The sequence below is a fragment of the Flavobacterium sp. PL02 genome (assembly GCF_035013205.1).
Taxonomy (GTDB): domain Bacteria; phylum Bacteroidota; class Bacteroidia; order Flavobacteriales; family Flavobacteriaceae; genus Flavobacterium.
Window position 1 is genome coordinate 80232 of sequence record NZ_JAYGJP010000006.1, and the last position, 13097, is coordinate 93328.

Annotated in this window: 6 protein-coding genes; all 6 read right to left on the reverse strand. The window is 33.6% G+C overall.

The features are described 5' to 3' along the window. Window positions 1-59 precede the first annotated feature (59 nt). Entirely contained in the window at window positions 60-2126 is a 2067-nt protein-coding gene (locus tag SHI72_RS16655) for a beta-N-acetylhexosaminidase (RefSeq protein ID WP_323490744.1), read from the reverse strand. Window positions 2127-2281: 155 nt separating this feature from the next. Then, complete coding sequence (gene nagB / locus SHI72_RS16660) at window positions 2282-4219, reverse strand: glucosamine-6-phosphate deaminase (protein ID WP_323490745.1); 1938 nt, start codon at window positions 4217-4219, stop codon at window positions 2282-2284. Window positions 4220-4329: 110 nt separating this feature from the next. Continuing rightward, window positions 4330-5901 carry a SusD/RagB family nutrient-binding outer membrane lipoprotein gene (locus SHI72_RS16665; RefSeq protein ID WP_039120579.1) on the reverse strand — a complete coding sequence of 524 codons (1572 nt, stop codon included), beginning with the start codon at window positions 5899-5901 and terminating at the stop codon, window positions 4330-4332. An 11-nt stretch (window positions 5902-5912) separates the two neighbouring features. Further along, the gene (locus tag SHI72_RS16670) at window positions 5913-8942 is read right to left on the reverse strand and encodes a SusC/RagA family TonB-linked outer membrane protein (RefSeq protein WP_039120578.1); all 3030 of its coding nucleotides are present in this window, start codon (window positions 8940-8942) and stop codon (window positions 5913-5915) included. Window positions 8943-9427: 485 nt separating this feature from the next. Then, complete coding sequence (gene nagB, locus SHI72_RS16675; protein ID WP_323490745.1) at window positions 9428-11365, reverse strand: glucosamine-6-phosphate deaminase; 1938 nt, start codon at window positions 11363-11365, stop codon at window positions 9428-9430. Between the two features lie 114 nt (window positions 11366-11479). Continuing rightward, window positions 11480-13066, reverse strand: a complete 1587-nt coding sequence (locus SHI72_RS16680; protein ID WP_052259410.1) for a RagB/SusD family nutrient uptake outer membrane protein — start codon at window positions 13064-13066, stop codon at window positions 11480-11482. Window positions 13067-13097: the final 31 nt, after the last annotated feature.

Consider the following 13097-nt stretch of genomic DNA (forward strand, 5'->3'; position numbering starts at 1 on the left):
TATGGCAACTAAACTTCAACTAATTCAATTATTAATCTAACACAACTTTTAATCTTACTCTATATTAATTTTTTTAAACTTTCATATACTGCTAACTCTACATCTCCATAATCTTTAGAGTTACATTTCTCTAATAATTCATTTAAAACTGCTGGTGCAACTGTTGCTTTATTATCTAAAACATTTACTAATTGCTGTGATAAATCACTAAGATTACTAGCAAGCGGTAAAATTGGCTGGATCAAAGGAGCATTTTCACTCAAACTTGTCAGGCTTGCTTTTAAACCAATCCATTTATTTAAGAATGAAGTTACTTTAGCTTTATTAGCGGCTGATTTGTCTGCTAAATATTCTTTTACAACTGTATCAAAAGCAATTGCATCTGAAGCATCTGGTGTGCATGCATCTGCAAAAAGTGTAAATGGTGAATATGTTTGATATTCCACTCCTCCTTTATTTCTCTTATACCCTTTAAGAGGCTCACATACATTAGAGAAATCGGTTAAAGCTGCAATGTTTTGATTGTTTGATATATTTCTTAAGATTACATCTTTGTTTCTAATATGTGTAATTCCTAGTTCTTCTAGTCTAAATGAAACAACTGCTAATCTTCTGCGCATGCTGTTTAAATCTGTAATATCTTCTGCAGACCATAATCTTTCGGCTATTGCTGCTGTTCTTGGCCAAAGTCTTGAATCCATGGTTAAAGGTGTTACAAGTTCTGTCCACATTGTAGCTTCTCCTCCTAATACTCTTGCTTTTTCTTCTGGGGTAAAGTTTGCGCTTTTAGGTAATGGATCGTTTAAATAATGTGCTTCTACTCCTTGAACTAAATCAATATAATAACCATTGGATAAAACTGTTTTATAACCATTTTTTACAGATTCTGTTAATGATTTTCCAACTGCAACTCCTTCATTTGGTCCTCTCCATGCATGAATAATTGCATCTTTAGACATGTCTTTTGTCATAATCTCTTCCCAACCCATCAATTGTTTACCATGTTTTTTAAGCATCGGAACTAATTGCATCGTAAAATAAGTTTGCAAATCATGATTGGTTACTAACTTATGTTTCTTTTTAAACTCTTGTATTTTAGGGTTTGAATCCCAGTCTTTACCTTCGTTTTCATCTCCTCCGATATGAAAGTATGCACCTGGAAATAACGGACATGCTTCATCAAAAATCTCGCTTAATAATTGGTAAGTTTTAGGATTAGATGGATCTAATGTTGGACTGAAAATTCCTGCATTACGCTCTATACTATATGTAGAGACTACTGCTGCTTTTGCACTACTCTCTGAAGTTCCATTAGATATATTTACTACTTTACTTCCTATCTCTGGGTAAGCTGTTAAAATAGCTGATGCATGACCCGGAACATCGATTTCTGGCACGACCAAAATTCCTCGCTCATCAGCATATTTAACAATGTTTTTAATTTCTTCTTGTGTATAATAAAATCCATCTGAAGCTAAATCTGTAAGTTTAGGATGTTTCTTTAATTGTATTCTCCATCCTTGATCATCTACTAAATGCCAGTGAAAAACATTCATTTTCATAGCTGCCAATGCATCAAGGTTTCTTTTAACAACATCTACTGGTTGAAAATGTCTTGCAACATCCATCATTAAACCTCTCCATGTGAATCTTGGAAAATCTGAAATTTGAGAAACCGGAAAGTAGTAAGACGTACTATTGTTTTGTAACATTTGTAACAACGTTTCAAGGCCATGTAAAGCTCCTAAATCACTTGTTGCATTAATTGTAATTTTATCTTGCTTTATATCAAGATGATAACTCTCGTCTTCATATAAACCAATTTTACCACTTTTGGTGCAATTTATTTGTAATTGTGCTGTAGGTGCTGAATTAAGTTTGGTCAAAAAATCTTGTTCAAAAAACAATCCTGTTCTACCGTCTAATCTTCTTAAAAAACGAGTTGCTCCGCTAAAAATTCTTGGATTAGGATTTCCTGTAATATTTATTCTAAAACCTTTAGTTAAAGCAAATGTACCCTCGGATAAATTTATTGTTTGTGGCCATGGCATAAGGTTTAATTGCTCTTTTTTTATTTGAGCATTAGCTACTATACCTGAAAATAATAAAATCAATATATATTTCATATTTTTTGTTGTAAAAGAGTCTTTTGCAATCAATACATATTGACTTAAAAACTCGGATAAAAACAAAACTCAGAATAAAACCTAATTGAACCTCTTTATCACCAAGGCATTACTCTGAATTTTGTAACTTAAATTATTCTAACTCGTGTAATCTTTTAATAATCAAAACGTTTAAAGGCTTCGATTGCTTCGTATTCGGCAAGTCCTAAATCATCGTATAAAATCGCTGTGTTTTTATTACGATCTTCAGCTCTTACCCAAAACTCTCTAGAGTCGTTTCCTTGAAACATTACTCTGTCTTTTTGTGATTGGTGGTATAAAATAGCGTGACGTTTTAACAATACTTCCGATGGGCTTAATGGTACTGCCATGTCTATCTCATGAATATCCCATTCGTGCCAAGCACCTCGGTACAACCATAACCAACAATCATCCATGAATGGTTTTGGTTTCAATTCTTTCATTGCCGCAAATATGGCATTCAGACATACTTCGTGCGTGCCGTGTGGATCTGCAAGATCTCCTGCTGCAAACACTTGGTGTGGTTTTATTTGTTCGATAATGTCCTTTACAATTGCAATATCTTCTGGACCTAACGGATTTTTCTTGATTTGTCCTGTTTCATAAAATGGCAGATCCAGGAAATGGGTATTGCTATCTTTTAATCCAATATATCGTGTAGCGGCATAAGATTCTCTTCTTCTTATTAATCCTTTTAGTTTACGAACTTCTAGCGAATCAATCTGATTCTCTGATTTATTGTTCAAAAACTCTATTACTGATTTAAAGTTTATTTTGGTATCTGCATCTGTTATAAAATCATTACTTACTTCTGCAAATTTTAATGCCTCATCATCGGTAACGGCAATATTTCCTGAGGTCTGATATACTACATGTACATCATGCCCTTGTTTTATTAGTTTTGAGAATGTTCCTCCCATCGAGATAACATCATCATCTGGGTGTGGACTAAAAAGGATAATTCTTTTCTTGGCTGGATTGGCTCTTTCCGGACGGTGTGAATCGTCGGTGTTTGGTTTTCCTCCTGGCCATCCTGTAATGGTGTGTTGCAATACATTGAACATATTAATGTTCAAATCGTAAGCTGAACCTTCCTGAGCCAATAAATCGGACATTCCGTTATTGTTGTAATCTCTGTCGGTTAATTTTAAAATAGATTGTTTTGTTTTTTGGCATAGCCAAACAATCGCTTTGCTTTTTAATTCCTGATTCCAAATGCATTCTCCTACCAACCATGGTGTTTTAAAACGGGTTAGTTCGGATGCTGCCGATTGGTCCAGAACAAATGTTGCATTGCCATGATTTTGCAAAAAGGTTGCCGGAACTTCTGAACTGATATCTCCCTGAATGGTTCTCTTGATGATATCGGCTTTGTTTTGTCCCCAAGCCATTAGTACAATTCTTTTAGATCGGAGAATTGTAGATACTCCCATTGTAATGGCCCTTTTTGGCACATTATCAATTCCGTTAAAATCGGAAGAAGCATCTACTCTCGTTATATGATCTAAAGTAATGATACGTGTTCCTGAATTTATGTGTGAACCTGGTTCGTTAAATCCTACGTGTCCGGTACGACCGATTCCTAATAATTGAAAATCAAGTCCGCCAGCATTTTTAATATTCATTTCATAATCAATACAATATTGATTTAACTCTTCGATTGCAACGGTACCATCTGGAATATTAACATTATCTGGATTGATATCGATGTGATTAAAAAGGTGTTGATGCATGAAATGGTGATAACTCTGATTGTTTTCCCTTGTCATCGGATAGTATTCATCCAAATTAAAAGTTACAACATTGCTAAAACTTAATCCTTCTTCTTTGTGCATTCTAACTAATTCTTCATATACTTTTATAGGTGAAGAACCTGTGGCTAAACCTAATACACAAGATTTGTTTTTTTCTTGTTTAGATCTAATTAATTGAGCAATTTCCTGCGCAACAATTATCGATGCCTCGGTAGAGTTCCTGAAGATTTCATTGTGGATTTTCTCAAATCGTGTCTCTTCAAACTTACCAGCACTCTTATAGCTAATGTCAGGTTTAATTTCTATAGCACTTTTCATTTTATATTTTTTTATACTATTTATTATAAAGACATGCGTGTTTAAAAGAGGCATAAGTAATTTTCATTACTTATGCCAACTTACATTCTTTTTTAAAAAATCTGTTTTAATTAGAAGTTAGGACCTGTAGTATCCCACCAAAGTCTGGTTCCTCCATTATCTGGACCTCCTAGTTTGGCTAATCCTGAAGCTACACCTTGAGGGTTGTTTGCTTTTTCAGACTGAGAAAATTGCATTCTTCTTACACCAAATTCAGTAGTAATTATACCTCCACTTTGGTTATTATTAATTCTAAATAATTTAGGGTAACCTGTTCTTCTATATTCAGACCAAGCTTCTTGCCCATCAGGATAAGTAGCAATCCATTTTTGAGTAATGATTTTTTGAAGATTTATTTCTTTATCAGCACCCCAAGCAACTGTAACATTATTAATTGCTGGTGTATTGTTTTTTGGTTCAATTAAATCTACATAATCTTTTGCAGTTTTAGTATTATCTGCAATATATGCATCTGCACCAGCTACTCCATTTTGTTCAAAAGAAGCTTTAATCCCTCTTTCATAAAGAGTTTTAGCATCTCCTTTCATATCCCAACCTCTTAAAGCACCTTCAGCTCTTAAGAAGTAAACTTCAGCAGTAGACATCCATGTTACTTCTCCTGTTCTTGTTCTTGGACCAGTTTGTGAAAACTTAGCATAGGTAGTGTTACTTGGATATACAATACCAGTTCTAACACCTTTGTACTCACCTGGAGCAATTGCAGATGTTTCCCAGTATTTAGCCATTCTAGGATCATCATAACCACCTAAAATAGACTCCATATCTGCACCCATAAATAAACCTCCCCAAGCATGACTCATTTGGTCTATTACATTAAGATCTACTGGAGACTTAATTTTCATTACATCACCATTTGTTTCCAAAACACCAAACGGATGATTTACTGCTTTTTCAGCTTCAACTTTAGCTAATGCCGGATCAATTTTAGAAATTCTCATTGCTAATCTTAAACGCATTGAGTTTGCATATTTTATCCATTGTATATATTTACCGTCATAAGATGATAAATCAGTTCCTGTAAATACTGATTTTTCTCCAGCCTTTTCTCTTGCTGTTAAATCATTAACTGCAAAATCAAGATCCTTAAACATATGCGTGTAGATTTCTTGTTGAGAATCATAAAGAGCTGCCCCCTCTGTTCCATAACTTGAATATACTGCTGGCCCATACATATCTGTAATTCTAGCCATTGCAACAGTTTTTATGATTAATGACCATGAATAGAAATTATCATACTTTCCTTTTGCTCTTTGCTCAACTTTATAAAGATATGATATGATATTAAGATAAGCATCGTCCCAAGCACGTGTATTAAAATAATCGTTTAAGACATAGTTATTATTAATCTCAATATATTTAAATGGATTTGGAGTAATCATATATCCAGACCAAGCATCACCTTGTAAACTTTGTTGCTCTTGGTATTGCCAAGTTATATCAGAAATATACATTCTGTTAAAACTTGGTACGAATAAACTTTTTATATTATTAAAATTTTGCTCTAAATCTGAAGGACTTGCTCCAACGGGATTAGTATTTATTTCCTCAAAATTATCTGTACAGCTAAATGCTGCAAGTAAAGAAAGGCATATTGCAGTTCTTTTTATTTTATTTGATATCATGACTTTTTAAATTAGAAAGTTAAGTTTATATTAAGACCAATACTTCTTGTTGATGGCAAACCATACACATCAACACCTTGCAAACCTTGACCAGTACTTAATGCAATATTTGGATCAAAAGGAGCATCTTTATAAATAAAGAATAAGTTCCTTGCGATTAACGATATACTAGCTGATTGTACAAATGGTAACGTTTTTCTATTAAAAGTATATCCTACAGATACCTCTCTAACACTTACGTTTGTAGCGCTGTAAGAATATTCTCCAGTCGCACCATTTCTACCTCCTACACTGTAATAATATTTATATGCATCCATAGTACTCACAGCAGTTCCGTCTGGTTTTACAGCATTAACAGCAACTCCGCCTGCATTTCTTGCATCTCCAGTTCTTTTAGAAACTCCATTTGCATCATTCATAGCTTCAGTTAAGCTTAAAACTTCTCCTCCAAAACGACCATCTAACAAAATACTAGCTGTAAAAGCTCCAAATTTGAAAGTGTTTGAGAAACCAATCATAAAATCAGGATTTGAGCTTCCTATCTCTTCCCAATCTGTTTTTTGAACGTTACCAGCATCATCAAGTACAATCCTTCCTTGTGCATCTTTTAATATATTTTTCCCTTCGATTACTCCAAATGGTCTTCCTTCTATCAATGAATATCTGTAGTTACTAGACCCTGCAGTAGTAAGAATAATTCTTCCTCCATCTAAACTTTCTTTTGGTATACTATTAACTCTACTTTTATTTGTAGAAAAGTTAATACTTGAATCCCAAGAAAATTTATCTCCTTTAATTATACCTGCATTTACAACAGCCTCAAAACCTTTGTTAGTAATACTACCCGCATTAATAGCATAATTAGTATAACCAAATGGATTTGTAGCTGGTGCAGCAATTTGAATAAATTGGTTTTTAGTTTCAGAATCATAATATGATAATTCAAAACCTAATCTGTTATTAAACATTCTCCATTCAGTACCTATCTCAACCTCAGATTTAAGCTCTGGTTTTAATGAAGTACCTGGCATTGGTCCTACTAGTGGATTTACAGAAACTCCTGCAACAATTGTAGTTGTTGGACTTGTCATAGATATTGCAATATCATTACCTACTTGAGCATAAGTAGCACGCACTTTTCCGTAGCTTATCCAATCTGGCATTGAAGTCATTTCGCTCAAGATAGCCGATACCCCTACAGAAGGATAAAAGAAACTTGGATCTTTTGTATTTACTAATGTTGAAGACCAGTCATTTCTAGCTGCAACATCTAAATATAAGTAGTTTTTGTATCCAAAAGTAGTAGCTGCAAATATAGATTGTACTTCTCTTTCAGAACCTGTTTGTACGTTTCCGTTATTAGATTTAAAATTTCCTAATGTAAAAATGTTTTCATAAGCTAAACCTCCACCAATTCCTGAATCCAAAGTAAGACCTGTAGATTTAGAGTTATTGATACTTGCTCCGATTGTAGCATTAAAAGAGAAATCTTCTGAAAAGTTAGTATTGATTAAACCAATTAAATCAGCATAATTTTGAGTTCCAATTAAGTTAGCATTAATATATCTTCCTGTTGGATGAGCCAATGCTGAAGCAGTCGATGCATACATTTCTTTTTGGAAATTGCTTTCACTTCTGTTATAGCTATATCTAGAAGTTAAATGAAACCAGTTATTTACTTTGTAATCTAATGCAATTGCTCCATTAAAAAAGTTATTCGTATCAACTGATGTTTCTCTATTCATAACCCAATACGGATTCTCATTAGTATCAGAAATTGTCATACCAGGATAGTTTTGTACCATCATGTTTTTTACTGGATCAAATACTTCGTAAGTTTTTAAATCATTTAAAGAATAAGCTCTAGGATGAGAATAAATAGCATTTACTGGATTAAAATATAATCCGTTTGTAGGTCTGTTATTAATTGTTTGTGAAGTATAATTACCTGTAACGGCAACACTTAATCTATCATCAAAGAATTTACCTGTTTGGCGTACACCAAAGTTATTTTTCTTTAAACCATTATTAGGAATAATTCCAGAAGCACTTGTATTAGAATATGTTAAACTAGTAGACATTCCTTCACTAGCTTTAGAAAAAGCCATTGAAGTAATTTGAGTTACACCAGTTTCAAAAAAATCTTTTACTTCGTCTTTTACTTTTTCTTTAGCTCCCCAAGTCACATCACTTCCAGCTGCAGATGTATAATCTGACTGAAATTTAGGTAAATAAGCAGCAGTATCAAATGTAGAAACTGAATTTACGTTAAATGATTCAACACCTACTTTTCCTTTTTTAGAAGTAAGCAAAATTACCCCATTTGCTCCTTGACTTCCGTATAATACAGAAGCTGCAGCACCTTTAAGAACTGTCATACCTTCGTAATCATCAGGATTAATAAGAGATACAACATCTCCTCCATCTCTGTTACCACCTGCTAAATCTCCAAAAGTTCCATTAGGTTGTCCTGAACCTGCATTATATAATGGAATACCATCTATTACATAAAGAGGTTGTGTATTAGTAAATGAAGAATTACCTCTAATCGTTACTTTAGTAGAACCTCCTGTACCAGAAGAACTTTTAGTAACTGCTACACCAGCAATTTTACCAGCGATAGTATTGATAACGTTAACATCTCTTACTCTTGTTAACTCCTCACCCTTTAATTCTTGAGTTGCATACGTTAAAGATTTTTTTGCTTTTTTGATACCAAGAGAAGTTACCACAACCTCATTAAGAGAATTTGATAAACCTTGTTTTAACTGAACATTAACTGTTGTAGCATCTCCTACAACAATCTTTTGTGTTTCTAAACCTACATAAGTAAAAAGTAACGTTTGCCCTTTTTGAGCATCAATAGAGAAAACACCATCAAAATCGGTAACCGTTCCTTTTTGCCCCCCTTGTACTGCAACGGTAGCCCCTGGCAACGGCATCCCATCAGAATCTGTAATCACACCTTTGACATTTTTAACTTGAGCAAGTGAAACCTGCGCCGTAAAAACAATCATAAAGATTAAGAAAATTTTTTTCATGTTTATTTATTTTTGTTAGTTATGGTGTAAATTTATTCTTAAGGGATTGTTAATAAAAATAAATTATACCAACAACAACAAACTTTAAACAAACGACATAAAATAATCAATAATACGTTATACGAAAACGTTTTCCTTGTGTATATTATGATGTGTTTTGTACTTTTTTTAAAGCTTAATGTAAAAAAAAGTTAGTTTTATTAACTAATCATTTAAAGTCTCAAAAACATCTTTTTACATTTTAAAATTCCTTTCTAATTATAACAGAATCAATAAAATAAGGAGTTCTTACGAGATTAACTCTCATTCAATTGCAATCAAGTCTTAGACAATTATTAATCTAATACTCTATTAAAACATATTTAACTGACATTCAATATTTTCTTTTAACATCAAAACTCAGAATAAAACCTAATTGAACCTCTTTTTCACCAAGGTATTACTCTGAATTTTGTAACTTAAATTATTCTAACTCGTGTAATCATTTAATAATCAAAACGTTTAAAGGCTTCGATTGCTTCGTATTCGGCAAGTCCTAAATCATCATATAAAATCGCTGTATTTTTATTACGATCTTCAGCTCTTACCCAAAACTCTCTAGAGTCGTTTCCTTGAAACATTACTCTATCTTTTTGTGATTGGTGGTATAAAATAGCGTGACGTTTTAACAATACTTCCGATGGGCTTAATGGTACTGCCATGTCTATTTCATGAATATCCCATTCGTGCCAAGCGCCTCGGTACAACCATAACCAACAATCATCCATGAATGGTTTTGGTTTTAATTCTTTCATTGCCGCAAATATGGCATTCAGACATACTTCGTGCGTGCCATGTGGATCTGCTAGATCTCCTGCTGCAAACACTTGATGTGGTTTTATTTGTTCGATAATGTCCTTTACAATTGCAATATCTTCTGGACCTAACGGATTTTTCTTGATTTGTCCTGTTTCATAAAATGGCAGATCCAGGAAATGGGTATTGCTATCTTTTAATCCAATATATCGTGTAGCGGCATAAGATTCTCTTCTTCTTATTAATCCTTTTAGTTTGCGAACTTCTAACGAATCAATCTGATTCTCTGATTTATTGTTCAAAAACTCTATTACTGATTTAAAGTTTATTTTGGTATCGGCATCTGTTATAAAATCATTACTTACTTCTGCAAATTTTAATGCCTCATCATCGGTAACGGCAATATTTCCTGAGGTCTGATATACTACATGTACATCATGCCCTTGTTTTATTAGTTTTGAGAATGTTCCTCCCATAGAAATCACATCATCATCTGGGTGTGGACTAAAAAGGATAATTCTTTTCTTGGCTGGATTGGCTCTTTCCGGACGGTGTGAATCGTCGGTGTTTGGTTTTCCTCCTGGCCATCCTGTAATGGTGTGTTGCAATACATTGAACATATTAATGTTCAGATCGTAAGCTGAACCTTCCTGAGCCAATAAATCGGACATTCCGTTATTGTTATAATCTCTGTCGGTTAATTTTAAAATAGATTGTTTTGTTTTTTGGCATAGCCAAACAATCGCTTTGCTTTTTAATTCCTGATTCCAAATACATTCTCCTACCAACCATGGTGTTTTAAAACGGGTTAGTTCGGATGCTGCCGATTGGTCCAGAACAAATGTTGCATTGCCATGATTTTGCAAAAAGGTTGCAGGAACTTCTGAACTGATATCTCCCTGAATAGTTCTCTTGATGATATCGGCTTTGTTTTGTCCCCAAGCCATTAGTACAATTCTTTTAGATCTGAGAATTGTAGATACTCCCATTGTAATGGCCCTTTTTGGCACATTATCAATTCCGTTAAAATCGGAAGAAGCATCTACTCTCGTTATATGATCTAAAGTAATGATACGTGTTCCTGAATTTATGTGTGAACCTGGTTCGTTAAATCCTACGTGTCCGGTACGACCAATTCCTAATAATTGGAAATCGAGTCCGCCAGCATTTTTAATATTCATTTCATAATCAATACAATATTGATTTAACTCTTCGATTGCAACGGTACCATCTGGAATATTAACATTATCCGGATTGATATCGATGTGGTTAAAAAGGTGTTGATGCATGAAATGGTGATAACTCTGATTGTTTTCCCTTGTCATCGGATAGTATTCATCCAAATTAAAAGTTACAACATTGCTAAAACTTAATCCTTCTTCTTTGTGCATTCTAACTAATTCTTCATATACTTTTATAGGTGAAGAACCTGTGGCTAAACCTAGTACACAAGATTTGTTTTTTTCTTGTTTAGATCTAATTAATTGAGCAATTTCCTGCGCAACAATTATCGATGCCTCGGTAGAGTTCCTGAAGATTTCATTGTGGATTTTCTCAAATCGTGTCTCTTCAAACTTACCAGCACTCTTATAGCTAATGTCAGGTTTAATTTCTATAGCACTTTTCATTTTATATTTTTTTATACTATTTATTATAAAGACATGCGTGTTTAAAAAAGGCATAAGTAATTTTCACTACTTATGCCCTTTACACTCTTTTTTAAAAATTTGTTTTTGTTTTGATTAGAATTTATTAACTCCTGTATCCCACCAAAGTCTAGTTCCTCCTGTATCTACACCACCAAGTTCTTGAACTCCTTGAGCATATCCTACTGGATTAGAGGCTTTTTCCTGAACTGGAAAGTTTAATCTTCTTATAAAAGTTCCAGCTGGAATTTTACCTGAAGAGAAATTATTTGTTGGTAAGAATAGTTTTGGATAACCTGTTCTTCTAGTTTCAGCCCATGCCTCTTGACCATCAGGAAAAATAGCTAGCCATTTTTGAGTTTGAATTTTTTGAAGTTTAACTTCATTAGACGCAGCGTCTGACCATTTAACAGTAACAAGGTTTTGTCCAGTAATATTATTAGCGGCATTTAAAGGGTCTGTAAAATTAGCTGCTACTAATACATCATCATTAATATAAGTATCTGCACTACCTGAACCATTTTGTGCAAAAGAAGTAGTAATACCTGACTCATAAAAAGACTGAGGAGTCCCCCCCATATTCCATCCTTTTAAAGCCCCTTCAGCTTTTAAGAAATGAGATTCCGTTGCTGTAAACCATGGTATTTGTCCGTTAGTCACAATACTTCCTACTTTTGAGAATTGATCCGCTTTTGCAAATCTGTAATCATCATCAACAAGACTTCCCAATCTAATAGCTTGATAATTACCGCTACTAACAGCTGGGCTAAAATATTGCTCTCTTCTTGGATCATTATAACCATTCATAATTGACGCAATTGCAGCTCCCACATTAATATCTGCCCACTCATTAGTATAAGTATTAACTGGATGGTCTGCCAAATAAAATATATTGTCAGCATTTAAATCAATAACACCAAATCCCGCAATAGCTGCTTCTGCTTCTGCCTTTGCTTTTATTGGGTCAACATTTGAAATTCTCATTGCTAAACGAAGACGTAGTGAATTAGCAAATTTAATCCATTTTACAACTACTCCTTTTGCAGTTGTACCATCAGTTGCATCTTTTGCATCTACGAAAAAAGTACTTTTTAAATCTGCAGTAGCCAACGGTGTTAATATATCAACTGCCGTTTTTAACTCTGTAAAAAATTGATCATAAACTACTTTCTGAGAATCATAAGGAACTGTTGCAGCCTCAGATCCAAAAGCAGAATACACTATTGGTCCGTGATAATCTGTAATTTTATGCATTGCATATACCTTTAAAATTAAAGACCACGCATAATATCTAGGACCTTTTTGCTCTACTAATCTCTTAACTGTAAGAGCATTCACCATTTCTCTTCTGTAAGCTTGTTCCCATGCGGCATTGTTCCATCCATCCAAAAGAACATAAGTTGAATTATTATTATTCCCTTCAAAATTGTGTGGTGTCCCCATATAACCCGCAAAAATATCTGCATTTAGGTTAAACTGAATATCTCCTTTCCAATCATCTTCAACCAATATGTACATACCTCTTTGCATTGCCTTAATAGGCGCCTTTATATTATTAAAGTCTTGCTCCAATTGCTTATCAGTAAAAGCAGTGTCATTAGAATTGACATCTTCAAAATTACTTGTACAACCTCCAAAAGCAAAGGCTAAGACTGCACTAAAAATTAATAATTTATTTTTCATTTGTAAAATTTTATTGTTAATTAAATTATTT

Coding starts and splice junctions, on each gene's coding strand:
- SHI72_RS16655 (WP_323490744.1), bottom strand. CDS start 2,126: ATGAAATATATATTGATTTTATTATTTTCAGGTATAGTAGCTAATGCT.
- SHI72_RS16680 (WP_052259410.1), bottom strand. CDS start 13,066: ATGAAAAATAAATTATTAATTTTTAGTGCAGTCTTAGCCTTTGCTTTT.
- SHI72_RS16665 (WP_039120579.1), bottom strand. CDS start 5,901: ATGATATCAAATAAAATAAAAAGAACTGCAATATGCCTTTCTTTACTT.
- nagB (WP_323490745.1), bottom strand. CDS start 4,219: ATGAAAAGTGCTATAGAAATTAAACCTGACATTAGCTATAAGAGTGCT.
- SHI72_RS16670 (WP_039120578.1), bottom strand. CDS start 8,942: ATGAAAAAAATTTTCTTAATCTTTATGATTGTTTTTACGGCGCAGGTT.
- nagB (WP_323490745.1), bottom strand. CDS start 11,365: ATGAAAAGTGCTATAGAAATTAAACCTGACATTAGCTATAAGAGTGCT.